This is a genomic window from Aromatoleum anaerobium (genome assembly GCF_012910705.2).
Lineage (GTDB): Bacteria > Pseudomonadota > Gammaproteobacteria > Burkholderiales > Rhodocyclaceae > Aromatoleum > Aromatoleum anaerobium.
Genome location: NZ_WTVG02000039.1, coordinates 23,295 through 50,120, shown reverse-complemented (window position 1 = coordinate 50,120; position 26,826 = coordinate 23,295). Strand labels below are relative to the sequence as shown.

Genomic DNA, 26,826 nt, shown 5'->3' with positions numbered 1-26,826 from the left:
CCTCCGCGCCTGTCTTTCGTCACGCCGGCGTCGTTTTTTCCATCAGTTCGCGGGCAAAGCACAGGTCTTCCCAGACTTTCGCCTTGTCCCGTTGATTGCGCAGCAGGTAGGCCGGGTGGTAGGTCACGACCACCGGTGTCCCGCGATACCTGAAAACCTGTCCACGTGCCGCGCCGATTGCCACATCGACGCCGAGCAGCGCGCGCGCCGCCGGACGACCCAGCGCAACCAGCAGGCGCGGCTGCACCAGTGCGATCTGCCTGGCGAGATAGGGTGCGCAGGCCTCGATCTCGTCGTTTCCCGGGGTGCGGTTGTGCGGCGGCCGGCACTTGACCGCGTTCGCGATATATACCCCTTCGCCCCGCTTCAATCCGATCGCCGCCAGCATCGCGTCGAGGAGCTTGCCGGCAACGCCGACGAACGGTTCGCCGCGCAGGTCTTCTTCCGCCCCGGGCCCCTCGCCGACGAACATCCAGTCCGCCAGCCGATCGCCGACACCCGGCACCGCCTGGCGACGCCGCTCGCACAGGCGGCATGCCGTGCACGCACGGATGTCGGCCTCGAGCGCTTCCCAGTCCAGGGTTTCGATCCGCCCGGCGCGCTCGTCCATGGAATCGGCCGACTGCGCGACCGCAACAGGCGCCGGCTGCGGCACAGGGGCCGGCTGCGGCTGATGCGAGGCCTGTCGTTCCCGCATGGAGACCTCGCCGGCTTTCGTCGCGGATGGACGCGCCGCAGCCGGTTCTTCCGGCACGGCTTCCGGTTCGTCCGCCTGCCGCGCCTGCGACCTTCCGCGCAGTCGCCACAGCGGCGCCAGGCCCATCTCGCGCAGTACCGCATCGCGACGCTCGTTCATAGTTCGAGCCGCATCACGATCGCGTCCTCGCGACCGCCTTCGCGCAGCGCGTAGTAGCCCTTGCGCCGTCCGATCGGCTGAAAGCCGTGCGAGCGATACAGCGCGAGAGCCGCCGAATTCGAGGGGCGCACTTCGAGAAAGAACTGCGACGCACCACATCGCCGCGCTTCGGCAAAAAGATGCCGCAGGAGGGCTGTGCCGAGCCTCGCGCCCTGGAACTCGCGCGCCACGCTGATGTTGAGCAGGTGCGCTTCGTCCAGCACCATCAACATGACGGCATACGCAGCGGGGGACCCGCCAACGCGCATCACCCATGCGCTGTGGCCGGCCGCCAGCGAATCAACGAAGTTTCCGCGGGACCACGGGAAAGCATGAAGTGCGGCTTCGTGGTCGACGACCCAGTCGAGGTCGCGATCGGTCATCGGGGAAAAATCGGACGCCACGGCGTTCAAGCGCGTCCTCCGCGTGCGAGACGTTCGGCCGTCGTGAGCGCGACCTTGTCGCGCACGTACAGGGGGGCGGCGTATTCGGGCGCCAGCAGCCGGCCTTCGCGGATCTCGTGGACCGCGAGCCGGGCAATATCCGCAGCCTGGGGAACCGCCGCCGAATTGCAGCCCCGCAAGCGGGCGATGACCGACGCCGGAATGCCTGCTTCATGCACGCGCAGCGCCGAGCCGACGCCGAACCACCGTTCGTCAAGCGGCAAAGCCAGGTGCTGCGGCGGTGAACAGGCGGGAGCCTGCACTTCGATCGCCCGTTTGCCCTCCACCCGGTATGCCGCCGAATACACTTCGCCCATGCGCGCATCGGTCGCGACGAAAACCGTGCTCCCTTCGCCCTGCAACGCCAGCGCCGCGAGGCTGCATATCGGCACCACACCGATCCCGGCTCCCATCCCGAGACCCTGCGCGACCCCGCACGCCAGCCTCAGCCCGGTGAAGGCGCCGGGTCCCGCGCCGAATGCGATCGCATCGAGTGTGGCGATCGGGAATCCGGCCTCCCCGAGCAGGGCCCGAAGCGTCGGCAGCAGGTACTCCGAATGATTGGCATGCCCTTCGAGGCGGCGTTCGACGATGTCGTCGTCGACCAGCAGGGCGACGCTCGCGTGTTCACACGAGGTCTCGATGGCGAGGATTTTCATAGGCCGGCATTTTACCGGCAGCGGCGGCCGACAAGTGAAATGAGCGTCGACGGAAAGTGTCTATCGGGCGGCAGCCCTTCGGCTCTCATAGACGCCACGCATCGCCTCGCGTAATTCCCGGTTCAACGCCTCGCGTTCATTCTGGGACAAGGGCGGCCGCTCACGCTCTGCGCCGGGGAGGTCCGCGCCGCTGATCAATGCGCGTCTGAGTTCGGCCCGGCGCAGATCCTTCGGGCTTTGCAGGGTGGCCAGCGGCTCCTCCGCGAGCACCCCGGGCACGGCTTGTGCGAATACCGGATCCCACGCGCCGAACGCCACGGTCATGGCCAGGATCGACAGTGCTGGTCCACGCCCCCACGCGTGCAGGTGAACCGAAGCCCCAGCCCGACAACCGGATGTCGCGGGATCTGATGCCAATCTCGGATGTGTCATGATGATGATCTCCAGCCTCTTCACGGGGGGCGACTTTTGCGTACCCGAAAAATACTAGGAATTACCCGTGCCGTGGGAGATGTCCGTGCGCGTTTCGGACCATGCTGTAACGGGGTGTTGCCTATTCCACACCACCTTACGAAGCGTTACTCCGGTACCCGGCATGGGCTGCCGAAGCGCTAGCATGCCAAATGTTCAAAGGATAGGATGCGACTTATGAACGCTAAAATCCGATATAGAGTGTTACTCGTCGACGACGACGCGCGGCTGCGCGATTTGTTGTCGAGATACCTGCAGGAGCAGGGTTTTACGGTCAAGGCGGTGGTCGACGCGCCGTCGATGGACCGGGCGCTGCATCGCGAGCATTTCGACCTGATGGTGCTCGACCTGATGCTTCCGGGCGAGGACGGCCTGGCGATCTGCCGGCGCCTGCGTGCCGATGAAAACGCCATGCCGATCATCATGCTCACGGCAAAGGGAGACGATGTCGATCGGATCATCGGGCTCGAAATGGGTGCCGACGACTACCTTGCCAAGCCCTTCAACCCGCGTGAACTGGTGGCCCGCATCCACGCGGTCATGCGCCGCCAGCCGCCGAGCCTGCCCGGTGCGCCGACGAGCGAGGATGAAATCGTCAGCTTCGGGCGTGTGCGCGTCAATCTCGGCGTGCGCTCGCTGACGCGTGACGACGACGAGATCGCACTCACGACGGGCGAATTCTCGCTGTTGAAGGTACTCCTCCAGCATCCGCGGCAACCCCTGTCGCGCGACAAGCTGATGGAACTCGCGCGCGGGCGGGAGTACGGCGTTTTCGATCGGGCGATCGACGTGCAGGTGAGCCGGCTGCGCAAGCTCGTCGAGGACGATCCGGCGAAACCTCGTTACATCCAGACGGTCTGGGGTTTCGGCTATGTATTCGTTCCCGATGATACAAAAGCTGCAAGCGAGAGCTGAACATCATTCGCGTCCGGCCGGGTGGACCGGCATTCGTGAGGCCATCAGCCAGGCGGTGAACGATCTTCCGCCGCGCACGCTGCTGTGGCAGACCTTTCTGCTTATTGCCCTCCTGCTGACGCTCGCGCTGGTGGCTTGGTCGCAGATCTTTCGCCATTTCGAGGAGCCGGTGCGCGCACGCGATCTTGCGCAGATGGCGACGAGCGTCGTGAACCTGACCCGCACCGCGCTGATCAACGCGGACGTCGAGCGCCGCACCGAATTGCTCATCGACCTGGCGGCGCTCGAGGGGATCCGGATCTACCCGGCCGAACCTTCCGACGAACTCCTTCCGCTGCCCGACAACCGCGCCATGCATCTGCTGACCGAAGAGATTCGCCGCCAGCTCGGCGCTCACACGCGGTTTGCCTCGCGGTGGAAAACGCTCGACGGTTTCTGGATCAGCTTCAGGCTCCACCCCGAAGACAAGGAAGATTTCTGGGTCATGCTTCCGTCCGAGCGGCTGCAACAGACCGAGGCGATCGAGTGGCTGACGTGGGGAGGCGGTGCGCTCCTCGTCGCGCTGCTGGGCGCCTACCTGATCGTTTCCCGGATCAGCGTCCCACTGCGCAACCTCGCCCGCTCGGCGCGCGTCGTCGGCAGCGGTCGCACGCCGCCGCACTTGCCCGAAACAGGCCCGCAGGAAATTGCCGCGGTGGCGAAAGCCTTCAACCAGATGGCAGGGGATCTCGCCCGCACGGACGCAGATCGCGCGCTGATTCTCGCCGGCGTCTCCCACGATCTGCGTACGCCGCTGGCACGCCTGCGGCTCGGCGTCGAAATGTCGGGGGCGCCGGAAACCGAGATCGCCGCAATGGTGGCCGACGTCGAGGAGATGGACCGGATCATCGGCCAGTTCCTGGATTTCGGGCGCGGAGAACCGCAAGAGCCGATGGAGGCGCTCGACCTGCCGGGCCTCGTGCGGGACCTCGTGGAACCTTATCGGTTGCGCGGCATCGATATACGCGCGGACCTGCCCGAGAAGCTGGTCCTGCCCGCCCGAAGCCTGTCTCTGCGGCGGGCGATCGCCAACCTCATCGACAACGCCATCCGCTATGCGGGCGAGAACCATCCCATAGATATCAAAGTGAACAGCACCGAGGGAGAGGCGACGATCGAAGTCGCGGATCGCGGGCCGGGCATTCCGGAGAGCGAAATCGAGAGGATGCGCCACCCCTTCACGCGGCTCGAGAACGCGCGCTCGAACACCAAGGGCGCCGGCCTCGGCCTCGCGATCATCGAACGCATCATCCGCTCGCACAACGGGCGACTGGACCTGGGGCGCCGCCTCGGCGGCGGGTTGCTCGCGGTCCTGCATCTTCCGCTGGAAAAACGCCGTCTCGGCACGAGGATGCGCGGGCCCGAGCCGGATGACACTCCGGCATGAGCCCCCGCGTCCGGTCGTCGCTATCGGTACCAGCTGTCGCCGCGGCACTGCCGTCCTGCCCGGCGATCGGCGTTGATCGGCCAGGAGTCCATCAACCCAAAGCTCAGCCGGGTACAACGGACAAGTGGCTATAATCCTGCCGCATGAAAATTCTCTTCGATCTGCTCCCGGTCATCCTCTTCTTCGTCGCCTACAAGATCGCCGGCGCGAACCAGTCCTTCGCGCACGAGCTCGCGTCGCGCTGGCTCGGCGACGGCATTGTCGTCACGCAGGCCCCGATCCTGCTGGCAACCGCGGTCGCGATCCTGGCTACGGTCGCCCAGATCGCCTGGGTATGGATGCGGCACCGCAAGGTCGACACGATGTTGTGGATCAGCCTGGCCATCATCGTGGTGTTCGGGGGTGCGACGCTGTTTTTCCACAACCCCACCTTCATCAAGTGGAAGCCGACCGCGCTGTACTGGCTGTTCGGCGGGACCTTGACGGTATCGGCCGTGATGTTCCACCGCAACCTGATCCGGAAGATGCTCGAAGCCCAGGTTCGGCTGCCGGATCCCGTCTGGGGACGCCTCAACCTCGCATGGGCCGGGTTTTTCATCCTCATGGGCTTTCTCAATCTGTACGTTGCATACAACTTTTCCGAAGAAACCTGGGTCAATTTCAAACTTTTCGGCGGCATGGGCCTGATGCTGCTGTTCGTTTTTGGCCAGGGCTTCTATCTGTCCCGACATATCCAGGAGGAAACCACCTGATGCTTTACGTACTTCTCGGCGAAGACGCGCCGGGTTCGCTTGAGGCGCGCATGAGCGCCCGTCCGGCCCATCTGGCCCGGCTGGAGGGATTGCGCGACGAAGGACGCCTGCTGATGGCAGGCCCGATGCCGGCGATAGACTCCCCGGATCCCGGCCCGGCCGGTTTCTTCGGCAGCCTCGTCGTCGCCGAGTTCGCCTCGCAGGGCGAGGCCGAGCGCTGGCTGGCCGACGATCCCTACGTGAAACAGGGCGTGTTCGCGCGGATCACCGTGAAACCCTTCAAGAAGGTGCTGCCTTGACCACGATTGACCAAATCCGCGAACGCCTTGCGGTGCTCGATCCGGTGTCGATCGAGATCGACGATGACAGCGCGTTGCACGCCGGCCATGCGGGAGCGAGAAGTGGCGGCGGCCATTATCGTCTGACCATCGTCGCCGAGTGTTTCAAGGGCAAGAACACTGTTGCCCGTCACCGCCTTGTCTATGACGCGCTCGGCGATCTGATGCGCACGCGCGTGCACGCGCTCGCCGTCCGCGCCCTGACGGCCGATGAAGCATGAATTCAACCCACCCGGAAGGAACCTTGATGAAACGTTTTCCCAGCCGCCTCGCCCTCGGTCTCACGGCCGCCCTGTTGGTCCACGCAGCGGGCGCGGCTACCCCGGTTGCGACTGTAAACGGCGCCCCGATCCCTTCGTCCCGCATGGACGTCATGATCAATGAGCAGCGTGCGCAAGGCGCCCCCGACGGCGCGGAACTGCGCGAGGCCGCTCGCGAGCAGCTCGTCCGCCTCGAAGTGCTTGCACAGGAAGCGGCAAAGAAAGGCATCGACAAGAAGCCGGAAATCCAGGCTCAGATGGACCTCGCCCGCCAGGGTGTGCTGATCCGCGCGTACATGCAGGACTTCGTCAAGACCAATCCCGCCACCGATGCCGATCTCCGCAAGGAATACGAAAGCATCAAGGGCCAGATGGGTTCGAAGGAATACAAGCCGCGTCACATCCTCGTCGAAACCGAAGAGGAAGCGAAAGCGATCATCGGCAAGCTGCGCGCCGGCGAGAAGTTCGAGGCGCTCGCCAAGGCGTCGAAGGATCCCGGCTCGAAGGACAAGGGTGGCGAACTGGGCTGGAGCAACCCGGGGATGTTCGTCAAGCCGTTCTCGGAAGCGATGGTCAAACTCGAGAAGGGTCAATACAGTGCGACGCCGGTGAAGAGCGATTTCGGCTATCACGTGATCCAGCTCGACGACGTCCGCGACCTGAAAGCTCCTGCGTTCGAGGAGGTCAAGCCGCAACTCGAACAGCGTCTGCAGCAGAAGAAAATCGAGAAGCACGTCGCCGACCTGAGGGCCAAGGCGAAGGTCGAGTAACCGCGACCCGGCGTGACAAGGGCCGGTCTCTGCGCAGGCAGGTCGGCCCTTTCGTTTCAAGGCGGGCGCGGCACAGCCGGCGCCGCCATCAAGTCACGTTCAGAAGTGCGCTTCGTCGAGAGCCAGCGCGCCAGCGGCCCCGTTCACCACGGCGTACGCCAGCGCCGGAGCGAGCGATAGGACGTGGTCGGCGTAAAAACGCGCCGTCACGATCTTCGTCCGGTAGAACACATCGTCCGACCCGGCCGTGATTCGGGCCTGCGAGGCCAGCGCCGCGCGCGCCATTTGCCATCCGCCCCCGACGATGCCGAGCAGCTTCAGGAACGGCACCGAGCCGACCGAAGCCGCCTTGATGTCGTTGTTGTACGTCGCGAGGATGTAGTCCACCGCCGCCTCGACCGCCGCGATGCCGGCGTCGAGCGATTTGCGGATCGCCGCAAACGCTTCGCCCTGCTGGTCGGCAAGTTGCGTCTGGACGGCACGCATGTCGCTGATCAATGCTCTGATCGTCAAGCCGTTCTCACGCGCGATCTTCCGCCCGATCAGGTCGTTCGCCTGGATTGCCGTCGTGCCTTCGTAGATCGTCGTGATCCGTGCGTCGCGCAGATGCTGTGCCGCCCCGGCCTCTTCGATGAAGCCCATGCCGCCGTGCACCTGCACGCCCGTCGATGCGATGTCGATCGAATTCTCGGTGCACCATCCCTTGACGACCGGAATCATCAGGTCGACGAAAGCCTGCTTCTGTGCGCGCACCGCAGCGTCGGGGTGCCGATGCGCGAGGTCGGTCGCCGCACCGACGACATAGGCGAGCGCCCGCATCGCCTCGGTCTGCGATTTCATCGACATCAGCATGCGGCGCACGTCGGGGTGATGGATGATCGACACCTTCGGTCCGCCGCGCACCCCCGCTTCGGTGCCCTGCACACGATCCTTCGCGTAGGCCAGGGCATGCTGGTAGGCGCGCTCGGACAACGCCAGGCCTTCCATGCCGACTGCAAAGCGCGCCTCGTTCATCATGATGAACATGTATTCGAGGCCGCGGTTCGCCTCGCCGACCAAGGTGCCGATGGCACCGCCGTTGTCGCCGAACGCGAGCACGCAGGTCGGGCTCGCGTGGATGCCGAGCTTGTGCTCGATCGAGACGCACTGCACGTCGTTGCGCGCGCCGGGCGTGCCGTCGGCATTGAGCAGGAACTTCGGCACGACAAAGAGCGAAATCCCCTTCACGCCTTCGGGTGCGTCGGGAAGGCGCGCAAGCACCAGGTGAACGATGTTGTCGGTCAGGTCGTGCTCACCATAGGTGATGAAGATCTTCTGCCCGAAGAGGCGGTACGTGCCGTCGCCCTGGGGTTCGGCGCGCGTGCGCACCGCTGCCAGATCGGAACCCGCCTGCGGCTCGGTGAGGTTCATCGTGCCGGTCCACTCGCCGCTGATCATCTTCGGCAGGTAAGCGGTCTTCTGCTCGTCGCTGCCGCGCAGCGCGATCGCCTCGATCGCACCGTTGGTCAGCATCGGGCACAGCGAGAAGGCCATGTTCGCCGCCTTCCACATTTCCATGACGGCAGTCGAGAGCAGCTTCGGCAACCCCTGGCCGCCGTATTCCGGATCGCCTGCGACCGCAGTCCACCCGGCCTCCGAGAACTGGCGATAGGCCTCTCTCCAGCCGGGCGCCGTCGTGACCTTGCCATGATCCCACTTCGCACCCTCCTGGTCTCCAATCCGGTTCAGGGGCGCCAGAACGCCGCTGGCGAACTTGTTCGCTTCGTCCAGGATCGCATCGACCAGGTCGCTCGACACCTCTTCGCAGCCAGGAAGCTTTGCGACTTCTTGCAGTCCGGCCAGTTCGTGCATGACGAACTGCATGTCGCGAACAGGTGCAGTGTATTGGCTCATTTTTCTAACTCTCCAGTACTTTGTTGTAATTTGCGGCTCTTGCTGCCGCATCGGGTTACTTGTCGATCAGATAGCGGCGGTCATCGAACGCCACCACCCAGTCGGGCCGGTACACCACCATCAGCGTGATCGCCGCCCCGCTCATCCAGGCCTCCGCAAAACCGAGCAACAGGAGGTAAGGAAGATAATCGCTGGCCAGAAACGCAAATGAATAGGCACTGCCCGCTACCATCGCCGCGGCTGCAAGGACTCCCTGCAGCATCGCCGTGACCGCAGAGCCGATGAATGCCACGACGAAGATGAACACGAACAAATGCGCCGGCAGGCGACGTTCCACCGTGCGCAGCCACAGTTGCGCGGCGAGCACCGGCGCAACGCCCATCAGCAGGAAATTGAGCGGCCAGGCTTGCCACTCGAGGGCCCCGTTCAGGGTAATCCCGGCCAGCGCCAGCCCCAGCGCGACGATCGCGAGCCGGGGACCCAGCGCGAGGGTGGCAACCATTGCGCCGAGCAAATGGAGATTCAGGCCGGGCTTGACGCCGGCCCTCAGGCTCCACAACAGGATCAGGCTTACGACGAAGCCGAGCAGCAGGTTTAGCTGCGCCGGCGCTGCGAGGTGTTTCCATCGGATCGTCGTGGCGAGGTGATGGAACACGAACAGCGAAAGGGTGAGCGAAATCCAGTGCCAGGAGGCGGGGAACAGCGAGACAGGGAGGTCCAATCTCGCTGCTCCCCGTGCGGGTCCGGGCCCGGTTTCGCTCGCGCGGCGTCAGCCTACCGCGTTGGTCAGCTCGGGGACGATCTCGAACAGATCGCCGACAAGCCCGTAGTCGGCGACCTGGAAGATCGGCGCCTCGGGATCCTTGTTGATCGCGACGATGACCTTCGAGTCCTTCATGCCCGCCAGGTGCTGGATCGCGCCCGAGACGCCGACCGCGATGTAGAGCTGCGGCGCGACGATCTTGCCGGTCTGGCCGACCTGGTAGTCGTTCGGGGCGAAACCGGCGTCGACCGCGGCGCGCGAGGCGCCGAGCGCGGCGCCGAGCTTGTCGGCGAGCGGCTCGAGCAGCTTGTGGTAGTTCTCGCCGCTGCCCAGACCCCGGCCGCCGGAGACGATGATCTTCGCCGCACCCAGTTCGGGGCGCGCGCTCTTCGTGAGCTCGCGCCCGACGAGCTTCGCCACACCCAGGTCGGGCCCCGCGACGAGTGCTTCGACCGCGGCGCCGCCCTCATTTGCCACTGCCGCCGCTTCGAAGGCGGTCGTGCGCACCGTCAGCACTTTCACGCGATCGGCGCTCTTGACGGTCGCCAGCGCGTTGCCGGCGTAGATCGGGCGCTGGAAAGTGTCGGCCGCTTCGATCGCGACGACGTCGGAGATTTGCGCGACGTCGAGGAGTGCCGCCACGCGCGGGGTCACGTTCTTGCCGTACGAGGTGCCGGGCGCGACAAGGTGCGAGTAGTCGCCGGCCTTATCGGCGATGAGAGCGACGACGAGCGCCGCGACGTTCTCGGCGGTCTGCGCGTCGTAGTGCGCGGCATCGGCGACGCGCACCTTGGCCACGCCAGCGAGCTTCGCGGCTTCTGCCGCGGCCGCGGCGCAGTTCGCGCCCGCGACGAGGACATGCACTTCGCCTCCGGCCGCCTTGCCGAGCTCGGTGGCCGCGGCCACGGCGTTCAGGGTCGCGGCCTTCAGGCTCGCATTGTCGTGTTCAGCAATAACCAGAATCGCCATGTTCAGATCACCTTCGCTTCGTTCTTGAGCTTGTCGACGAGCTGCGCGACGTCGGCGACGCGCACGCCGGCGCTCCGCTTCGCCGGTTCGACGACTTTCAGCGTCGCCAGGCGCGGTGCGACATCGACGCCGAGTTCGGCGGGCTTGACCGTGTCGAGCGGCTTCTTCTTCGCTTTCATGATGTTCGGCAGCGTCGCATAGCGCGGCTCGTTCAGGCGCAGGTCGGTCGAGACGACCGCCGGCAGCTTGATTTCGAGGGTTTCGAGGCCGCCGTCGATCTCGCGCGTGACGGTCGCAGCACCATCGGCAACGACGAGCTTCGACGCGAAGGTAGCTTGCGGCCAGCTCATCAAGGCGGCCAGCATCTGGCCGGTCTGGTTCGAGTCGTCGTCGATCGCCTGCTTGCCGCAGATCACCAGCTGCGGGGCTTCCTTGTCGCACAGCGCCTTCAAGAGCTTTGCGACGGCGAGCGGCTGCAGTTCAGCGTCGGTCTCGACGAGGATGCCGCGGTCCGCACCGATCGCCATCGCCGCGCGCAGCGTCTCCTGGCACGCGGCGACGCCGCAACTCACCGCCACCACTTCGGTCGCAATACCGGCTTCCTTCAGCCGCACCGCTTCTTCGATTGCAATCTCGTCGAACGGATTCATCGACATCTTCACGTTGGCGATATCCACGCCGGTGCCGTCGCTCTTGACACGCACCTTGACGTTGTAATCGACCACGCGCTTAACGGGTACCAGGATCTTCAATGCCGCGCTCCTTAATCTATCTGGTCAGTGTTTTTATGGGTCCGGGCATTATGTCACTGCCCGAAATCGAATGACACCTTGACCGCCGCTCAAAAAAATCGTTCCATACGCATCGGTATGGATGCGTACGGTAGCGTATGGTCCAGGATTCGTCAATACTATCCCGTATGGAAAACGTCGTGAACAAACCCCGGGTTCAACTCGACCGCGATGCATGGGTCGTTGCCGCCACCGACGTGCTCGCCGAGGAAGGCATCGCCGGTCTGCGCGTCGAGGTGCTGGCCAAGCGCCTGAAAGTCACGAAAGGAAGCTTCTACTGGCATTTCCAGGATCGGCGCGACCTGTTGATGGCCGTGTTGCAGACCTGGCGCGACGGCCGGATCCGCGACATCGTCAAGCAGACCCGAGCGGACCCCGGGCGCGAGCTGGAGCAGATTTACTACGTCATCGACATCTACAGCACAAGCCGCAGCCGCCGCGGCGCGATGATCGAACTGGCGGTGCGGGACTGGGCGCGGCGCGATCCGGAAGCCGCGGCGATCGTCGCCGAAGTCGACGACATCCGCCTGCGCTGCGCGCGCGACCTGTTTCTCGCGTGCGGCGTGCCGATGGAAGAAGCGTCGAGCCGCTGCATGCTGCTCTATGCCTACGTATTCGGTATTTCGCTGATGATCTATGACAAGTTCGACAGCGACGTGGCGCGCGTCAAGCGCGACATCGCCGATCTCATCGCCCAGTCCGCAAACATGACGAAAAGGCAGTCGGCCTAAAGCCTTCCGGCAAACACCGAAACTGCGTTGCGGCCCGTTGCTGCAATCACCTCGCCGACCGGAATCCCCCTCAGGTCGGCGAGAATCCGGGCATAACGCAGCAGGTTATACGGTTCGTTGCGCCGCCCCTGCGCCCAAGCGGGGGACATGTCCGGCGCGTCCGTTTCGAGAACGACCGCGTCCAGGGGCAAGGTCGCCGCGAGTGCACGGATGCGCCGTGAGCCGTCGAAACTCATCGCCCCACCGAAACCCAGCTTGAAGCCCATCGCGATGAACGCGTCGGCCTGCTGCCGGCTGCCATTGAAGGCATGCGCGATGCCACCGCGCACCCCCCCGTGTCGCAAGTGCTTGAGGATTGCGTCGACCGCGCGTCGCACATGCAGGATCACCGGCAACTCGAAGCGGCGTGCGAGCTTCAGTTGCGCGACGTAGAACTGCTCCTGCCGGTCCCTGTTGCGCTCGTCGCCGGCAACGAGGAAATCGAGTCCGATCTCGCCCACGGCGATGGCGTCGCCCTTGCTCAGACGATCCTCGAGAATCGCCAGATCGTCAGGCCCTGCAGCGTCGACGTATAGCGGATGGATGCCACACGCATACCGGATGTCGGGATGCGCCGCGGCGAGCGCCGCGACGCGATCGAAGTTCGCGACCTCGACGCCCGGGACGACGAAACGCGCTATGCCGGCCGACCGGGCCGACGCGAGCACGGCCTCGCGGTCGTGCTCGAATTCCTCGGCATCGAGGTGGATATGGGTGTCCACAAGCATCGGGGTGTCGACAGGCACCGGCACGCCCGTCGTCCGGGCGGGCTCAGCGCCCGCGCCACTGCGGCTTGCGCTTGGCAACGAAGGCATCGATGCCCTCCGCAGCGTCCTCGGTCATCATGTTGCAGGCCATCGTCTCGGCAGCCATCTGGTAAGCGGCCTCCATTCCCATCTCGAGCTGGCGGTAGAACATCTGCTTGCCCATCTGCACCGCGACGGGCGACTTTGCGCAGATCGACGCGGTGAGTTTCGCGATCTCGTCGTCGAGTTGCTCGAGCGGCACGACGCGATTGACCAGCCCGCGGCGCTGCGCTTCATGCGCATCGATGAAATCGCCGGTGACCAGCATCTCGAACGCCTCCTTGCGCCCCATATTGCGCGACAAACCCACGCTGGGTGTCGCGCAGAACAGGCCGACGTTGATGCCAGACACGGCGAACCGCGCGACGTCGGCGGCCACCGCGAGGTCGCACATCGACACCAGCTGGCACCCGGCTGCGGTCGCGATGCCGTGCACCCGCGCGATCACTGGCTGCGGCATCTCGGTCAGCTTCACCATGAACCGGCCGCACAGGCGAAACAGCGCCTGCTGGAACTCGAGCGCGGGGTTGCCGCGCATCTCCTTGAGGTCGTGGCCGGCGCAAAATGCCTTGCCTTCGCCGGACAGGACGACCACGCGCACGCTGGCGTCTGCTGCAATGGCGTCGATCTCGGCGATCAGCGCTTCGAGCATCGCCTGCGACAGCGAATTGAACTGGCCGGGCCGGTTCAGTGCAAGGTACGCCACGCCGCCTTCATCGCGGCGCAGCAGCAGGGTTTCGGCATCGGATTGCGGGACTGCGCTCATTTCTGTTCCTCCCCGTGGGTCTATTCGAAGGACTGGGTCGATTTCGCCTGCTCACGCAGCACGAACTTCTGGATCTTGCCGGTCGAAGTTTTCGGCAACGGCCCGAAGATGACTTTCTTCGGCGACTTGAAGCCGGCGAGATGCTCGCGGCAGTGCGTGATCAGCTCCGCTTCGGTCACCGTCGCCCCGTCGCGCAGCTCGACGAAAGCTGCCGGCACTTCACCCCACTTCGGATCGGGCAGCGCGACGACCGCCGCTGCCATCACCGCCGGATGCTTGTACAGCGCATCCTCGACTTCGATCGACGAGATGTTCTCGCCGCCGGAGATGATCACGTCCTTCGAGCGATCCTTGATCTTGACGTAGCCGTCGGCCTGCATCACCGCCAGGTCGCCGGTGTGATACCAGCCGCCGCGAAACGACTCCTCGGTCGCGTCGGGGTTCTTCAGGTAACCCTTCATCACGAGGTTGCCGCGGAACATGATCTCGCCCATCGTCTGGTTGTCCCAGGGCACCGGCTCCATCGTCTGCGGATCGAGCACCGTGATGCCCTCCTGCGCGTGATAGCGCACGCCCTGGCGCCCGTTCAGCGCGACCTGCTCGGCCAGTGGGAGATCCTTCCACTCGTCGTGCTTCGCGCAGACCGCAGCGGGACCGTAGGTTTCGGTGAGGCCGTACACGTGGGTCAGGTCGATGCCGATCTTCGCCATGCCTTCGATCACCGCGGCAGGCGGCGGCGCGGCCGCGACGAGGCCGTACACCTTGTGGTCGATGCCTTCGCGCCAGGATTCAGGCGCATTTGCGAGCAGCGAATGGACGATCGGCGCGCCGCAGTAATGCGTGACGCCGTGCTCGCGGATCGCCTCGAAGATCAGACGCGCATCAACCCGGCGCAGGCACACGTTGGTGCCGGCGTTGGCCGCCATCGTCCACGCGAAGCACCAGCCGTTGCAGTGGAACATCGGCAGCGTCCACAGATACACCGAATGCGACGGCATGCCCCAGCTGACGATGTTGCTCATCGCGTTGAGGTACGCGCCGCGGTGATGATAGACGACGCCTTTCGGATTGCCGGTGGTGCCGGACGTGTAGTTCAGCGAGATCGCGTGCCATTCGTCGGCGGGTTGCTCGAAGGCGAAGTCCGGGCTGCCCGTCTCGAGCAGCGCCTCGTATTCGAGCGTGCCGACGCGCTCCCCCGGCCCGCTGTATTCCGGATCGTCGACGTCGATGACGATCAGGTCCGGCCGGTTCGCGAGTTCGATCGCCTTCGCCACGACCCGGGCGAACTCGCGGTCCGTGATCAGCACCTTCGCTTCGGCATGGTTGAGCATGAACGCGACGGCTTCGGGCTCGAGGCGTGTGTTGATCGTGTTGAGTACCGCACCCGTCGCCGGCACGCCGAAATGGCATTCGAACATTTCCGGAGTGTTGTTGAGGACGACCGCGACGGTATCGCTCTTCCCGACGCCCAGCTGCTTCAGCGCCGATGCCAGACGACGGCTGCGCGTATAGCTTTCCAGCCACGTGTACCGGCGTGCGCCATGAATGACGGCGATCCGGTCCGGATAAATGTAGGCGCTGCGCTCGATGAACGTCAGCGGCGTGAGCGGGACGTAATTGGCGGCATTCTTCTCCAGACCAATATCGTAGGGTGACGATTCGCGTTCGGTCATTTCTGCTCCGCTGTCATGATTATTGCAGTGAGGTGGACGCTGGCCGCTAGCGCCTGCAGCGTCCTGAAGTATTCAATCCCTGTGCCCTTTCAGGGTCAAGGCTCGCCAGCCAGATCGAAACGTCATGCGCCAGCCGCTGCACGGCCCGCCGGAAGGCGATCACGCCGCCGGCCGCATCCGGGGTTGGCGCTGGTTCGCTGACGACGAGCGTGCGATGCGACAATTCGGCGTCGCTGCGCGGGACGAGGAGCGCAGCACGGGCGACAATCTTCGCGTGGCTGCTTTGTTCACTGTCGAACACCTGCACGAATTCGTCCAGCTCGACATGCAATCGACATTCGCCGTCGGCGCTCCGGTTCGCCGTCAGGGCGCGGTCGAGTGCAACGCGCAGCATTTCGGCCGGCTCCGCGACCCAGCGCGTCTCGGAATACGCTTCCCGCTGCGCCGGTTGTCGATAATCGATCCGGTACTGCATCGCGCCGGTCGACAACCATGACGGCGCACGCACTTCGACGCGCGCCGGCGGGAATTCCAGCGCCGGCTCGACCGGCTCCGCGAGCCCCAGGTCGAAAAAAGTGAAGCGCTCGGCCGGCACGCCGAGGTTGCCGCATCCTCCCAGGGCCGCCGCGAGCGCCAGCACGAGCAGACCCGATCGTCCTGCCTTCATAGACATCAACATTGCGCAGTTTCCTGTCCGGTCATTTCCGTTCCGGTTCGAACCCGTCCTCGCCGGGGCCCGGAGGGCGGCGCGAGCGGCCGCTCAACAGCATCTGCGGCGACGCCTGGACCTCTTCGATCAGGCTTCCGAGCCGGCGCGAGGTTCCGGTCAGCTCTTTCAGCAGCGCATTGAGCTGGGGCAGCGTGTTGTCGATCAGCCCTTCGCCGGTCGCGGCCGTCGCCGCGTCGAGGTTCTCCGCTGTCGACTGCAGGCGCGCCATCAGCGCGCGCATTTCGGCGACCGCCGGCACGACGTCGCCGCTTGCCTGCTCGAGGTTCGCGAGTGTCGCGGCGAATTTCTTCAGATTGTCCTGGTTCAGTGCGGAGCGGATCGCCTCGAGCGTTGCGGGCGCGTCGGCAAAGGTGCGGTCGATCCCGGCCGCGGCCGAATCCAGACGCTGCAATGTGTTGCGCAGCCGTCCGAGGTTGTCGTCGCTGAGGAATTGCGCGAGCTGGTCGGCGATCATCGTCACCCGCCTCATCGCATCCAGCGTGCTGTCGGTCAGCTGCTCCATCAGGCCCGGCTCCAGCACCAGCCGGGGCGGGTCGCCGGTCAACGGCACCGGGTTCTCGCCGCTGTCGTCGAGCTGCACGTACGCGATCCCCGTCACGCCCTGGTAGCCCAGGCGCGCACGCGTGCCGCGGGTGATCGGCAGATCCTCGCGGATGCGGATATCAACGAGGATCTTTGAGGAGTCCTGTGGATCGATCCGGATATCGGTCACCTTGCCAGCCGGCATGCCGCGATAGCGCACCTGCCCTTCGACGTTCAGGCCGGTGACGCTGCCGCGCGATTCGAGAACGTAATCCCGTGTCGGCTGCCGCCCGTCGGAGAACCACCACAGCGCGAGGACCAGTGCAGCACCGAGCAGCAGCGCGAACACTCCGGCGGCGAGCGCGTGAGCGCGGTTTTCCATCAGGTTTTCCCCCTGCTCCGTGCGATTGCGCGCCTGCCGAATTCGCCACGGAAAAAGCTCGCGACGAAAGGATGATCAAGTTCCATCGTTTTCTCCTGTGAGGCGTAGCTGAGAATGCGCCGTTCCGCGAGGATCGCCACCTTCGACGACAGTGCCGCCAGGGTGTCGATGTCGTGCGTCACCAGCACCACCGTCAGCTCAAGCTGGGCCTGCAGCGAGCGGACGAGTTCGACGAACGCCGCGCTCCGGTCCGGATCGAGCCCGGCGGTAGGCTCGTCGAGCAGCAGCAATTCGGGTTCCAGCGCCAGCGCACGGGCGAGCGCGACGCGCTTCACCATGCCGCCCGACAGTTCGGCGGGCATCAATAGCGCGGTCGACGGTTCGAGCTCGACCATCGCGAGCTTCAACGCAACCAGATCGCGGATCTCCTTCGGCGTCACGACATGCAGTTCGCGCAGCGGAAACCCGATGTTCTCGGCGACGTTCAACGCCGAGAACAGCGCCCCGTGCTGGAACAGCACGCCGAAGCGCCGCCGCCGCGCCCGCTGCTCGCGAAGGCTGCCCGAGAACAGCGGCTCGCCGAACAGCGAAACCTCTCCGCGCGCCGGGCGTGTCAGCCCGATCATGTGCCGCAGCAGCGTCGTCTTGCCGCTGCCGGACCCGCCGACGAGGGCCACGACTTCGCCGCGGGCCACTGACAGGTCGATTCCGTCGTGCACGAGATTGCTCCCGAAGCGGGTGACGATGCCGCGCAGCTCGATGACCGGTGCGTCGCTCATCCGGGCACTCCGATCGAACGCGTCGCAATCGCGAACACCGCGTCGATGAGGATCACGACGGTGATCGCCGAGACCACCGACGCGGTCGTGTTGGTCGACAGGCTCTCCGTATTCGGCCGCACGCGCAGGCCGAAGTGACAGGCCACGAGCGCGATGGACAAGCCGAAAACCGCGCCCTTCGCGAGTCCGATGTAGAGGTTCGCAACGGGTACGACGCGCGGCAGCGTGTCAAGGAAAAAACCGAAGCCGAGATCGAGTTGCACCCATGCCGACACCATGCCGCCGAACAGCGCGACGGCCGAGGTCCATAGCACGAGCAAGGGCATCGCCACCGTCAGCGCGACCACTTTCGGCAAGACCAGGCGCACCGTGCGCGAAATGCCCATCGCCGACAGCGCATCGAGCTCCTCGGTCACGCGCATCACGCCGAGCTGGGCGGTCATCGCCGACCCCGAACGCCCGGCCACCAGCACCGAAACGAGGACCGGCCCGAGTTCGCGGACAATGCCGAGGCCGAGGATGTTGACGATGTAGATGTCCGCGCCGAAAGCCCGCAGTTGCAGCGCCGAAAGGTAGGACAACACCACGCCGATCAGAAAGCCGACGAGCGCTGCGACCGGCGTGGCCTTGGCGCCGACTTTGTAGAAATTTGCCGAAATCTCGCGCAGCGGCCAGTCGCCCGGGTGGCGCAGCAGATACGCGATGTCCAGGCACAGCTGTCCCGCCAGCCGCACGAATCCGGCGAGATGATTGGCAAAACCCAGGAGCGCCGCGCCGAGCACGACGATGGCGTCGGTCAGCGTGAAGGCCCGCGCTTCGGGCAAGGGCTCGGCGGCCGTCGCCGCGATGCGGCCGATCACCGCGCGCAGCTCGTCGTCGGCGCTCAGATCTTCGGGCCACTGTTCGCGCCACGCGTGCCACAACAGCGTCGCGCCGAAGCTGTCGAGGCGCGTTACGCCGTCGAGTTTCCAGCTGGCGCCCTGCCCGGCACGGGCAAGCAGGCGGCGGAATTCGTCGGCGCGCGGTGCGAGCGCGCGCAGCGTCCAGTCACCCTCCAGCCGGCACTCGGGCCTCGCACCACTTCCGGCCGACAGCCCGCAGCTTGCGGTGGGCGCGCGCACGATCCGGCGTCAGGCGACCAGCGCCCGGCCGGGCGGCGTGCGCAGCACGAGGCTGCGTCCGACCGACAGCCACTGCCGCTGCTCTTCCTCGATCGCAGCCGCGGTCAGCGGCAGCTTCTGCAGCCAGCCGTCGCGAGCGGTGACGATGAAGCCGCGCCCGTCGCGTTCGATGTCGATCGGCGGGATGCCGCGTCCGTCGCGGGCGCGATGGACGATCACCGCGAGGCGCAGGCACACGATCAGCAGCCAGTCGCGGCTTTCGGGATCGATCGCCGCCACCCGCTCCAGTTTTCCGCGATGCGCCAGCACGATCCGCGCCAGGCGGCCCTGATCCATTCGCGAGAAGCCCGGCATGTCGGCATTGGCGAGGATATAGGCGCTGTGCTTGTGGTAGCTGGAGTGCGCGACCGAAACCCCGACTTCGTGGAGCATCGCCGCCCAGCGCAGGAAGCGGCGGTCCGGGTGGTCGCTTTCGGCAGCTTCGGGAACCAGGCGCGACAGCAGGTGGGAAGCAGTGTCGGCAACGCTGGCACCCTGCTTGCGATCCGTTCCATAACGAGTCACGAACGCGTTGACGGTCGCATCGCGCAAGTCGTGGTGGTGGTAGCGGCCGAGCAGATCGTAGAGCACGCCCAGACGCAACGCCCCTTCCGAAAACACCATGTGCTCGAGGTCGAACTCCTTGAACACCGCCGACATGATCGAGAGCCCGCCGAGCAGCACCGGCAGGCGATCGCCCTTGAGGCCCGCCAGATCGGCGCGATCGATGCTGCCGGCCCGCAGCATCGCCGCTTTCAGCCGCTCCAGTCCGTCGCGCGTGATCCCGCTTTCCGAGAATCCGTTCTGCTCGAGAATCTCGACGAGCGCCTTGGCCGATCCGCTCGACCCGACGGCCACTTCCCATCCGGTCTCGCGGTACGAATGGGCGATCGCCTGGAGCTCGCGCCGGGCCGCCAGTTCGGCTTCCCGCAAGCCGCGCTTGTCGATCCGCCCGCCCGGAAAGTACTGCAGGCTGAAGCTCACGCAGCCCATGTAGAGGGACTCGAGATGGATCGGCTCGAAGCTCTTGCCGATGATGAATTCGGTCGACCCGCCGCCGATATCGACGACGAGCTGCTGGCGGTGCGGGTCGGGCAGCGTATGCGCGACCCCGACGTAGATCAGGCGTGCTTCTTCGCGCCCCGCGATCACCTCGATCGGCACCCCGAGCGCCGCTTCGGCACGAAGGAGGAACTCGGGCGAGTTCTTCGCCACTCGCAGCGTGTTGGTCGCCACCGCCCGTACCGCGTCGGGCGGAAAACCGCGCAGACGCTCGTTGAAGCGTTGCAGCGCGATCAGACCGCGCTGCTGGGCCGCGACATCGAGCAGCTTGTCTGCCGACAGGCCGGCGGCGAGGCGGACCGCTTCCTTGAGTCCGTCGAGCGGATAGATCTGATCATTGACGATCCGGCCCACCTGGAGCCGGAAACTGTTGGAACCGAGGTCGATCGCTGCGATCAGTTCTTGCATCATCGTGTAGGCACGCAATCGCGCAGGTCGAAGTGGCCGACATTCTACCACCCGGCCCCGCGGCACAAGCTGCGCCCGATGCGGGCGAGGGTTCCGCGTGAATTCGCGATTGTCATGGCTGCCGGCGCACGTTCATGCATTTGCAACACATTTGTCACATAATCGCGGCAGGCACACCCCCAGCCATAATGAGACCCATGCACAGGCCCCCACTAAGCCAGCTTTTCCCCACCGAGCATTTCATCAATCGGGAGCTGTCTCTTCTCCAGTTCCAGCGCCGGGTGCTGGCCCAGGCGGCCGATCACACCGTTCCGCTGCTCGAGCGCTTGCGCTTCCTGTGCATCGTCTCGAGCAATCTCGACGAATTCTTCGAAATCCGGGTGTCCGGCATCAAGGAACAGATCCGCCTCGGCAGCCGTACCGCGGGCAATGACGGCCTGCTGCCGACCGAGTTGCTCGACCGCGTCAGCCTCGAGGTCCACAGCATCATCGCCCAGCAGTACGAACTGCTCAACGAAGACATCCTGCCGGCGCTCGAAGCCGAAAGCATCGTGTTCCCGCGCCGGCACCTGTGGACCGACGCCCAGCGCGCGTGGGTGCGCGATTATTTCCTGCGCGAAGTGATTCCGGTACTCACTCCGATCGGCCTCGATCCGGCGCATCCGTTTCCGCGCGTGCTCAACAAGAGCCTGAATTTCGCCGTCGAACTCGAAGGGCTCGACGCCTTCGGCCGCGATTCCGGCACGGCGATCGTCCAGGCGCCGCGCGCGTTACCGCGGGTGATCCGGCTGCCGCGCGAAATCTGCGAGCACGAATACACCTTCGTCTTCCTGTCGTCGGTCCTGCATGCGCATGTCGGCGAGCTGTTCTCCGGGATGCGCGTGCTGGGCTGCTATCAGTTCCGCGTCACGCGCAACTCCGACCTGTTCGTCGACGAAGAAGAAGTCAAGGACCTGCGCGTATCGCTGAAAGGCGAACTGCAGCAGCGTCACTTCGGCGACGCCGTGCGGCTGGAGATTGCCGACAACTGCTCGGAAAAAATGGCGGCGTTCCTGCTGCAGCACTTCCGGCTCGGCCCCAAGGATCTCTACAGCATGCCGGGCATCGTCAACCTGGTGCGCCTGATGCAGGTGACGGACTGGGTGAACCGTCCCGACCTGAATTACCCGCCTTTCCTGCCGGGCCTGCCGAAAACGCTCGAAAAAGGCCGCGAGATCTTCGACGCGATCCGCAAGCAGGACGTGCTGCTGCACCACCCGTTCCAGAGCTTCACGCCGGTGATCGACCTGCTGCGGGCAGCGGCCGACGACCCGCAGGTGCTGGCGATCAAGATGACGGTGTATCGCACCGGGACCGATTCCGTGCTGATGGAACATCTCGTGCGCGCCGCGCAGAAAGGCAAGGAAGTAACCGTCGTGCTCGAACTGATGGCACGCTTCGACGAAGAGGCGAACATCAACTGGGCAAATCGCCTTGAAGAAGTCGGTGCTCACGTCGTCTACGGCGTGTTTGGCTACAAGACCCACGCAAAACTGCTGATGCTGGTCCGCCGGGAAGAAGACGGGCTGCGCCGCTACGTGCACATGGGCACCGGCAATTACCATCCACGCACGACACGCTTCTACACCGACTTCGGCCTGCTCACGTGCAACGAGGAGATCGGCCAGGACGTCGCCGAAGTCTTCAAGCAGCTTACCGGGCTGGGCAAGGCGAGCACGCTGAAGCATCTGTGGCAGGCGCCGTTCGCGCTGCAGTCGAACGTCGTCGCCGCGATCAACGCCGAGGCAGAACTCGCGCGGGCGGGTCGCCGCGCCCACATCATGGTGAAGATGAACGCGCTGCTCGAACCGGAAACGATCGAGGCGCTCTATGCCGCCTCGCAGGCCGGCGTCGACATCGACCTGATCGTGCGCGGGCCGTGCGCGCTGCGGCCGGGCGTCGCCGGGCTGTCTGAGAATATCCGCGTGCGCTCGGTCATCGGCCGCTTCCTCGAACATCATCGGATTTTCTATTTCCGCGCCGATGGCGAAGACCAGGTTTACCTGTCGAGTGCCGACTGGATGGACCGCAATTTCTTCGGTCGCATCGAGATCGCGTTTCCGGTGCTCGACCAGCGCCTGAAACGGCGCGTGATCAAGGAAGGCCTGCGCGCCTACCTCGGCGACAACTGCCAGGCCTGGGAGATGCTCGAAGACGGGCGCTATCGCCGCAAGACGCCGCGCGGCGTGCGCCGGGCCGCGCAGATGATCCTGCTCACGGAACTGTCGGCGAGCCGCTGAGGGGCTGGCGGCAGCCGACTGGGGCTCGAGAATCCTGCCCAGCCCGTCAGCGGGCGGGCCCCGCCGGCACCGGGACTACTTGCGTTGTGCGTCGATGACGTCGCGCACTTCGCGGATCAGCGTGATGGCGCGCTGCACCTGCGCGACACCGCCGACCTCCATCGTGAAGCGCATGTATGCGACTCCCTTCTTTGTCAGCGTATTGACCGCGATGACGTTGAGTTTTTCGCGCGACAACACTTCGGAGATGTCGCGCAGCAAACCCTGCCGGTCGGCCGCCTGGACGGCGATATCGACGGGAAACACCGACTGGCGGTTGTTGTACGCCTGCTCGCCCCAGTCGGCCTTGATCACCCGCTCCGGATGGCTGCCCGCGAGGCGCTGGAAATCGCGGCAGTCGACGCGGTGGATCGAGATGCCACGGCTGCGCGTGACGAACCCTTCGATCGCGTCCGGCGGCGCCGGCTTGCAGCAGCGTCCGAGCGAAGTCAGGAGCTTCCCGACCCCGACGATCAGGATCTTGTCGCTCGAATCACCGGCGCGGCTCTGGCCGATCACCATGCCGGAATCGGCCGCCTCCGGCGCGGGCTCCCCGGTGTCGCGCAGCGCGAGATGGACCGCGCGCGGCCCCACTTCGCCGCGGCCGGCCGCGACGAACATCGACTCGGCGTTCTTGAAGCCGAGCTTGCCCGCAATCTCGTCGATGTTGGCCTGGGATTGCCCCTCGCGCTGCATTTCCTTCGTGATGACACTGCGCCCGCGCGCGAGCAGCTCGTTCTCTTCGAGCTGATTGAAGTACTGCTTGATCTTGGTGCGCGCGCGGCCCGTCGCGACATAGCCCTGCGTGGCGTTGAGCCAGTCGCGCGACGGACCGCCCTCCTTCGCCGCGGTGATCTCCACCGTCTGGCCGTTCTCGAGCCGCGTGTTGAGCGGCACCAGGTGCCCGTCGACCTTGGCGCCGCGACAGTGGTGGCCGAGGTCGGTGTGCAGGCGGTACGCGAAATCGATCGGCGTCGCACCGCGCGGCAGATCGACGACCTTGCCCTGCGGCGTCAGCACGTAGATCGCGTCGTCGAGCGAGGCGCGCTTGAACTTCTCGACCCAGTCGGCCGAATCTGCGATCTCGTCGCGCCACGACAGCAGGCTGCGCAGCAGCGCGATTTTCTCATCGTAATCGCCGCCGTGCCCCTTGCCTTCCTTGTAGCGCCAGTGTGCCGCGACCCCGAGTTCAGCATGCTTGTGCATGTCGTGCGTGCGGATCTGCACTTCGACTGCCCGGCCATCGCCGGCGAGCACCGCGGTGTGCAGCGACTGATAGTTGTTGCCCTTCGGCTTGGTGATGTAGTCGTCGAACTCCTGGCCGATCGGCTGCCAGAGCTGGTTCACGATGCCCAGGACCGTGTAGCAGTCGCGCACGTTGTCGACCAGCACCCGCAGCGCGCGGATGTCGTACACCTGCGAGAAGTCGAGCCGCTTCGCGCGCATCTTGTTGTAGATGCTGTAGATATGCTTCGGCCGCCCATAAACCTCGGCCTTGATGCCGACCGCGGCGATCTCGCGCTTGAGCCGTTCGATCGCTTCCTGGATGAAGCTCTCGCGCTCGACGCGACGCTCGTCGAGCATCTTCGCGATGCGTTTGTACGTCTCCGGCTCGAGGAAGCGGAACGACAGGTCTTCCAGCTCCCACTTCAGCTGCCACACGCCGAGCCGGTTCGCCAGCGGCGCATAGATGTCGAGGCTCTCGCGCGCGACGTCGGTGCGGACTTCGCCTTTCTGTTCGGTGAAATAACGCAGCGTCTGCGTGCGGGACGCAAGCCGCAGCAGCACGACGCGGATGTCCTCGACCATCGCCAGCAGCATCTTGCGCAGCACTTCGGTCTGCGCGCGGATCTCCGGCGCCGTCGCGGTCGTCGTCATGCGCGTGAGCAGGCGCAGGCCGTTGAGCTTGCGCAGCCCCTCGACGAGGCGCGCAACCCCTTCGCCGAAGCGCGCCGTCACCGTCTCGATCGGGTCCTCGACGTAGTCGCCGACGGCGAACAGCAATGCGGCCACGCGCGTTTCGGCGTCGAGCCGCAGCGACGCGGCGATCAGCGCCGTCCCCATCGCGTGGGTCCACACCGACTCGCCGGTGCCGAGGACGTGGTTTTCGTAGATGCCCTCGGCCAGTTCGAGGGCTTTTTCGATCAATGCGCGATCGTCGGCGCCCAGACCGTCGGCGAGCAGCTCGACCGGCGGAACGGCATCGTTCTGTGAAATGGCATGCGTGACGGAGACCATGGGCGGATTATCCCATATCGGCTCTCATCTTCGCCCGGCTGCAGACGATTCCGCGCTGTGCCATCATCACCGGCCTGCCACGGTGACAAAATCAATGAAAAAGCGCTTCGCCAGCCCCTATCTGCTCCTGACGCTGACCTCGCTGTTCTGGGCGGGCAACATGGTGATTGGCCGTGGCCTGCGCGAAGCCGTGCCGCCGATGACGCTCGCCTTCTGGCGCTGGACGATCGCATTCGCGCTGACGCTGCCGTTCGCGCTGCCCCATCTGCGCGCGCAATGGCCCCGCCTCAAGGCGCACTGGCGCGCGATCGTCGTCCTCGGCTTCATCGGCGTCGGCTGCTACAACACCTTCGCGTACATCGCGCTGCAATACACGACCGCAACCAGCGCGACGCTGCTCAATTCCTTCACGCCGGTGGCGACGATCGCGCTGGCGTTCGTGCTGCTCGGCAAGCGGCTGACGGGCCTCGAAGCGGCCGGCGTCGTCGTGTCGCTCGTCGGCGTGATGATCATCGTCGCGCGCGGCAGCCTGGCGACACTGCTCGGCTTCAGCCTCAACACCGGCGACCTGTGGATGCTGCTCGCGGTGCTGACCTGGGGCCTCTACACGGTCGGCCTGCAATGGCGGCCCGCCGGCATCGATCCGATGCTGATGCTCGCCGCCTTCACCGCCGTCGGCGTTGCGGGGCTCGCGCCGCTGTACGCGTGGGAAATCGCGAGTGGGAGGCTCATCGATCCGTCACCGGCAGCGCTCGCGGGCATTCTCTACACCGGCATCTTCCCCGGCTTTCTCGGCTACGTGTTCTTCAACGCCGGCGTTGCGGCGGTCGGTCCGAGCCGGGCATCCCTGTTCATCCACCTGATGCCGGTGTTCACGGCGCTGCTCGCGGCGATCTTTCTCGGCGAACGCCCGCAGCCCTTCCACTTCGCCGGAATCGCGCTGGTTTTCGCCGGTATTTTCCTGACGACGCGCAAACCGGCCGGCTGAACGCGATGCTGAATTTCCTGCGCAAATGGCGAAAGGCACGCCGGCTCGCCACGATACGGGTGCCGGACGCGTTATGGAGCGGCGTCGAGAAGAAGCTGCCGTTTCTCGACTATCTCGAACCGGCCGACCGCGAGCGCCTGCGGCAGCTCGCGCGCGAATTCCTCGCGGAAAAGCAGTTCCACGGCGCCCACGGCATGGCACTCACCGACCAGATCATGCTTGCGATCGCCCTCCAGGCCTGCCTGCCGATCCTGCGCGTCGGCCTCGACGCCTATCGCGGCTGGGTCGGTGTCGTCGTCTACCCCGGAGACTTCGTGATTCCGCGACATGAAACGGACGACGCCGGGGTCGTGCACGAATACGACGACGAAGTCCTCGGAGAAGCGTGGGAAGGCGGCCCGGTGCTGGTGTCGTGGCATCGGGAAGGTGAAGGGCCGGAAGGCGTAAACGTCGTCATCCACGAGTTCGCGCACAAGCTGGACATGCAGAACGGCGACGTCGATGGCTTGCCGCGGCTGCCGCAGGGCATGAGCAGAGCGGCCTGGGCGAGGGTGTTTACCGACGCCTACCAGCATTTTTGCGCACAGGTCGATGCCGGCGAGGAAACACTCCTCGACCCATACGGCGCGGAGAGTCCGGGCGAGTTTTTCGCGGTCACCTCCGAAGCGTTCTTCGAGATCCCCTGCCTTCTCGAACAGGAACTTCCCCGCGTGTACGAGCAGCTGTCGCGCTTCTACGGGCTGGAGCTCGCCGCCGGCGAGCGCCGCTTCCGCGACGAGCGGCGACGCCATTGCGGCGTCCAGCCACGCACCGCCGGAAATACTCAAGATGCTGAATGAATAAATCCTTGGGATAGCAGCCTTCAGAGCGGGCGTCATT

The 26,826-nt window shown here is 65.4% G+C and carries 27 protein-coding genes; 10 read left to right on the top strand and 17 right to left on the bottom strand.

Annotated features, from left to right (window positions below):
* Nucleotides 1–19: 19 nt before the first annotated feature.
* Genes GO606_RS12385 through GO606_RS12370 form a run of 4 tightly spaced genes read right to left on the bottom strand, consistent with a single transcriptional unit; the run spans nt 20 to nt 2,321 of the window.
* Nucleotides 20–856: a uracil-DNA glycosylase gene (locus tag GO606_RS12385; RefSeq protein WP_169117114.1), complete on the bottom strand. Its 837-nt coding sequence runs from the start codon at nt 854–856 to the stop codon at nt 20–22.
* Nucleotides 853–1,308, bottom strand: coding sequence for a ribosomal protein S18-alanine N-acetyltransferase (gene rimI, locus GO606_RS12380; RefSeq protein ID WP_246979534.1), 456 nt, complete (start codon nt 1,306–1,308; stop codon nt 853–855). Before rimI ends, GO606_RS12385 begins: the two co-directional genes overlap by 4 nt.
* Entirely contained in the window at nt 1,305–1,997 is a 693-nt protein-coding gene (gene tsaB, locus GO606_RS12375; RefSeq protein ID WP_169117113.1) for a tRNA (adenosine(37)-N6)-threonylcarbamoyltransferase complex dimerization subunit type 1 TsaB, read from the bottom strand. Before tsaB ends, rimI begins: the two co-directional genes overlap by 4 nt.
* Nucleotides 1,998–2,057: 60 nt before the next feature.
* Nucleotides 2,058–2,321 (bottom strand): hypothetical protein, encoded by a 264-nt coding sequence (locus GO606_RS12370; protein WP_169117112.1) that lies wholly within the window; start codon nt 2,319–2,321, stop codon nt 2,058–2,060.
* 348 nt (nt 2,322–2,669) lie between these two features.
* Here GO606_RS12370 and ompR point away from each other — a divergent pair, with 348 nt between their 5' ends.
* The 6 genes from ompR (at nt 2,670) to GO606_RS12340 (ending at nt 6,929) form a co-directional block, all read left to right on the top strand.
* The gene (gene ompR / locus GO606_RS12365) at nt 2,670–3,383 is read left to right on the top strand and encodes an osmolarity response regulator transcription factor OmpR (protein ID WP_281503920.1); all 714 of its coding nucleotides are present in this window, start codon (nt 2,670–2,672) and stop codon (nt 3,381–3,383) included.
* Nucleotides 3,340–4,809: an ATP-binding protein gene (locus tag GO606_RS12360; RefSeq protein WP_246979529.1), complete on the top strand. Its 1,470-nt coding sequence runs from the start codon at nt 3,340–3,342 to the stop codon at nt 4,807–4,809. Before ompR ends, GO606_RS12360 begins: the two co-directional genes overlap by 44 nt.
* Nucleotides 4,810–4,952: 143 nt before the next feature.
* Entirely contained in the window at nt 4,953–5,561 is a 609-nt protein-coding gene (locus GO606_RS12355) for a septation protein A (RefSeq protein WP_169117111.1), read from the top strand.
* On the top strand, nt 5,561–5,860 hold the full coding sequence (locus GO606_RS12350) for a YciI family protein (protein WP_169117110.1): 300 nt from the start codon (nt 5,561–5,563) through the stop codon (nt 5,858–5,860). The genes GO606_RS12355 and GO606_RS12350 overlap by 1 nt, the downstream gene beginning before the upstream one ends.
* Nucleotides 5,857–6,120: a BolA family protein gene (locus GO606_RS12345; protein WP_169117109.1), complete on the top strand. Its 264-nt coding sequence runs from the start codon at nt 5,857–5,859 to the stop codon at nt 6,118–6,120. The genes GO606_RS12350 and GO606_RS12345 overlap by 4 nt, the downstream gene beginning before the upstream one ends.
* A gap of 26 nt (nt 6,121–6,146) precedes the next feature.
* Nucleotides 6,147–6,929, top strand: coding sequence for a peptidylprolyl isomerase (locus GO606_RS12340; RefSeq protein ID WP_169117108.1), 783 nt, complete (start codon nt 6,147–6,149; stop codon nt 6,927–6,929).
* A gap of 99 nt (nt 6,930–7,028) precedes the next feature.
* On the opposite strand, the gene GO606_RS12335 is transcribed toward GO606_RS12340, so the two are convergent.
* From GO606_RS12335 to GO606_RS12320, 4 genes are read right to left on the bottom strand one after another with little or no spacing between them, the layout of a single operon-like run.
* Nucleotides 7,029–8,822 (bottom strand): acyl-CoA dehydrogenase, encoded by a 1,794-nt coding sequence (locus tag GO606_RS12335; protein ID WP_169117107.1) that lies wholly within the window; start codon nt 8,820–8,822, stop codon nt 7,029–7,031.
* A 55-nt stretch (nt 8,823–8,877) separates the two neighbouring features.
* Nucleotides 8,878–9,543, bottom strand: a complete 666-nt coding sequence (locus GO606_RS12330; RefSeq protein ID WP_169117106.1) for an energy-coupling factor ABC transporter permease — start codon at nt 9,541–9,543, stop codon at nt 8,878–8,880.
* Nucleotides 9,544–9,591: 48 nt separating this feature from the next.
* On the bottom strand, nt 9,592–10,554 hold the full coding sequence (locus GO606_RS12325) for an electron transfer flavoprotein subunit alpha/FixB family protein (protein ID WP_169117105.1): 963 nt from the start codon (nt 10,552–10,554) through the stop codon (nt 9,592–9,594).
* 2 nt (nt 10,555–10,556) lie between these two features.
* Nucleotides 10,557–11,306, bottom strand: coding sequence for an electron transfer flavoprotein subunit beta/FixA family protein (locus GO606_RS12320; RefSeq protein ID WP_169117104.1), 750 nt, complete (start codon nt 11,304–11,306; stop codon nt 10,557–10,559).
* Between the two features lie 167 nt (nt 11,307–11,473).
* Here GO606_RS12320 and GO606_RS12315 point away from each other — a divergent pair, with 167 nt between their 5' ends.
* Nucleotides 11,474–12,076 (top strand): TetR/AcrR family transcriptional regulator, encoded by a 603-nt coding sequence (locus tag GO606_RS12315; protein ID WP_169117103.1) that lies wholly within the window; start codon nt 11,474–11,476, stop codon nt 12,074–12,076.
* Here the strand turns inward: GO606_RS12315 and GO606_RS12310 are convergent.
* From GO606_RS12310 to ppx, 8 genes are read right to left on the bottom strand one after another with little or no spacing between them, the layout of a single operon-like run.
* A complete protein-coding gene (locus GO606_RS12310; RefSeq protein WP_169117102.1) occupies nt 12,073–12,843 on the bottom strand; it encodes a TatD family hydrolase in 771 nt (256 codons plus the stop codon). The two genes, GO606_RS12315 and GO606_RS12310, sit on opposite strands and share 4 nt — an antisense overlap.
* Nucleotides 12,844–12,886: 43 nt before the next feature.
* Entirely contained in the window at nt 12,887–13,687 is an 801-nt protein-coding gene (locus GO606_RS12305; RefSeq protein ID WP_169117101.1) for an enoyl-CoA hydratase, read from the bottom strand.
* A 20-nt stretch (nt 13,688–13,707) separates the two neighbouring features.
* Nucleotides 13,708–15,360 (bottom strand): acyl-CoA synthetase, encoded by a 1,653-nt coding sequence (locus GO606_RS12300; RefSeq protein WP_169117100.1) that lies wholly within the window; start codon nt 15,358–15,360, stop codon nt 13,708–13,710.
* Nucleotides 15,361–15,406: 46 nt separating this feature from the next.
* Nucleotides 15,407–16,039 (bottom strand): ABC-type transport auxiliary lipoprotein family protein, encoded by a 633-nt coding sequence (locus GO606_RS12295; RefSeq protein ID WP_169117099.1) that lies wholly within the window; start codon nt 16,037–16,039, stop codon nt 15,407–15,409.
* A 19-nt stretch (nt 16,040–16,058) separates the two neighbouring features.
* Nucleotides 16,059–16,994, bottom strand: a complete 936-nt coding sequence (locus GO606_RS12290; RefSeq protein WP_169117098.1) for an MlaD family protein — start codon at nt 16,992–16,994, stop codon at nt 16,059–16,061.
* Nucleotides 16,994–17,773, bottom strand: coding sequence for an ABC transporter ATP-binding protein (locus GO606_RS12285; RefSeq protein WP_169117097.1), 780 nt, complete (start codon nt 17,771–17,773; stop codon nt 16,994–16,996). The genes GO606_RS12290 and GO606_RS12285 overlap by 1 nt, the downstream gene beginning before the upstream one ends.
* The gene (locus GO606_RS12280) at nt 17,770–18,894 is read right to left on the bottom strand and encodes an MlaE family ABC transporter permease (protein ID WP_169117096.1); all 1,125 of its coding nucleotides are present in this window, start codon (nt 18,892–18,894) and stop codon (nt 17,770–17,772) included. Before GO606_RS12280 ends, GO606_RS12285 begins: the two co-directional genes overlap by 4 nt.
* Before the next feature lie 9 nt (nt 18,895–18,903).
* Nucleotides 18,904–20,406 (bottom strand): exopolyphosphatase, encoded by a 1,503-nt coding sequence (ppx, locus tag GO606_RS12275; RefSeq protein WP_169117095.1) that lies wholly within the window; start codon nt 20,404–20,406, stop codon nt 18,904–18,906.
* Nucleotides 20,407–20,600: 194 nt separating this feature from the next.
* Between ppx and ppk1 the strand changes: the two genes are divergently transcribed.
* The gene (gene ppk1 / locus GO606_RS12270) at nt 20,601–22,682 is read left to right on the top strand and encodes a polyphosphate kinase 1 (protein ID WP_169117094.1); all 2,082 of its coding nucleotides are present in this window, start codon (nt 20,601–20,603) and stop codon (nt 22,680–22,682) included.
* 75 nt (nt 22,683–22,757) lie between these two features.
* Here the strand turns inward: ppk1 and GO606_RS12265 are convergent, their stop codons facing one another.
* Entirely contained in the window at nt 22,758–24,959 is a 2,202-nt protein-coding gene (locus GO606_RS12265; protein ID WP_169117093.1) for a RelA/SpoT family protein, read from the bottom strand.
* Nucleotides 24,960–25,053: 94 nt separating this feature from the next.
* Between GO606_RS12265 and GO606_RS12260 the strand changes: the two genes are divergently transcribed.
* Nucleotides 25,054–25,947, top strand: a complete 894-nt coding sequence (locus GO606_RS12260; protein ID WP_169117092.1) for a DMT family transporter — start codon at nt 25,054–25,056, stop codon at nt 25,945–25,947.
* 5 nt (nt 25,948–25,952) lie between these two features.
* Complete coding sequence (locus GO606_RS12255; RefSeq protein WP_169117091.1) at nt 25,953–26,786, top strand: M90 family metallopeptidase; 834 nt, start codon at nt 25,953–25,955, stop codon at nt 26,784–26,786.
* Nucleotides 26,787–26,826: the final 40 nt, after the last annotated feature.

Bases quoted from the DNA above. Each gene is read 5' to 3' on its own strand.
- ppk1 (WP_169117094.1), top strand. From the start codon at position 20,601: ATGCACAGGCCCCCACTAAGCCAGCTTTTCCCCACCGAGCATTTCATC.
- ppx (WP_169117095.1), bottom strand. From the start codon at position 20,406: ATGATGCAAGAACTGATCGCAGCGATCGACCTCGGTTCCAACAGTTTC.
- GO606_RS12325 (WP_169117105.1), bottom strand. From the start codon at position 10,554: ATGGCGATTCTGGTTATTGCTGAACACGACAATGCGAGCCTGAAGGCC.
- GO606_RS12260 (WP_169117092.1), top strand. From the start codon at position 25,054: ATGAAAAAGCGCTTCGCCAGCCCCTATCTGCTCCTGACGCTGACCTCG.
- GO606_RS12285 (WP_169117097.1), bottom strand. From the start codon at position 17,773: ATGAGCGACGCACCGGTCATCGAGCTGCGCGGCATCGTCACCCGCTTC.
- GO606_RS12255 (WP_169117091.1), top strand. From the start codon at position 25,953: ATGCTGAATTTCCTGCGCAAATGGCGAAAGGCACGCCGGCTCGCCACG.
- GO606_RS12295 (WP_169117099.1), bottom strand. From the start codon at position 16,039: ATGTTGATGTCTATGAAGGCAGGACGATCGGGTCTGCTCGTGCTGGCG.
- GO606_RS12290 (WP_169117098.1), bottom strand. From the start codon at position 16,994: ATGGAAAACCGCGCTCACGCGCTCGCCGCCGGAGTGTTCGCGCTGCTG.
- GO606_RS12305 (WP_169117101.1), bottom strand. From the start codon at position 13,687: ATGAGCGCAGTCCCGCAATCCGATGCCGAAACCCTGCTGCTGCGCCGC.
- GO606_RS12310 (WP_169117102.1), bottom strand. From the start codon at position 12,843: ATGCTTGTGGACACCCATATCCACCTCGATGCCGAGGAATTCGAGCAC.
- GO606_RS12360 (WP_246979529.1), top strand. From the start codon at position 3,340: ATGTATTCGTTCCCGATGATACAAAAGCTGCAAGCGAGAGCTGAACAT.
- GO606_RS12300 (WP_169117100.1), bottom strand. From the start codon at position 15,360: ATGACCGAACGCGAATCGTCACCCTACGATATTGGTCTGGAGAAGAAT.
- GO606_RS12350 (WP_169117110.1), top strand. From the start codon at position 5,561: ATGCTTTACGTACTTCTCGGCGAAGACGCGCCGGGTTCGCTTGAGGCG.
- GO606_RS12385 (WP_169117114.1), bottom strand. From the start codon at position 856: ATGAACGAGCGTCGCGATGCGGTACTGCGCGAGATGGGCCTGGCGCCG.
- tsaB (WP_169117113.1), bottom strand. From the start codon at position 1,997: ATGAAAATCCTCGCCATCGAGACCTCGTGTGAACACGCGAGCGTCGCC.
- GO606_RS12355 (WP_169117111.1), top strand. From the start codon at position 4,953: ATGAAAATTCTCTTCGATCTGCTCCCGGTCATCCTCTTCTTCGTCGCC.
- GO606_RS12340 (WP_169117108.1), top strand. From the start codon at position 6,147: ATGAAACGTTTTCCCAGCCGCCTCGCCCTCGGTCTCACGGCCGCCCTG.
- GO606_RS12370 (WP_169117112.1), bottom strand. From the start codon at position 2,321: ATGACCGTGGCGTTCGGCGCGTGGGATCCGGTATTCGCACAAGCCGTG.
- GO606_RS12315 (WP_169117103.1), top strand. From the start codon at position 11,474: ATGGAAAACGTCGTGAACAAACCCCGGGTTCAACTCGACCGCGATGCA.
- GO606_RS12265 (WP_169117093.1), bottom strand. From the start codon at position 24,959: ATGGTCTCCGTCACGCATGCCATTTCACAGAACGATGCCGTTCCGCCG.
- GO606_RS12335 (WP_169117107.1), bottom strand. From the start codon at position 8,822: ATGAGCCAATACACTGCACCTGTTCGCGACATGCAGTTCGTCATGCAC.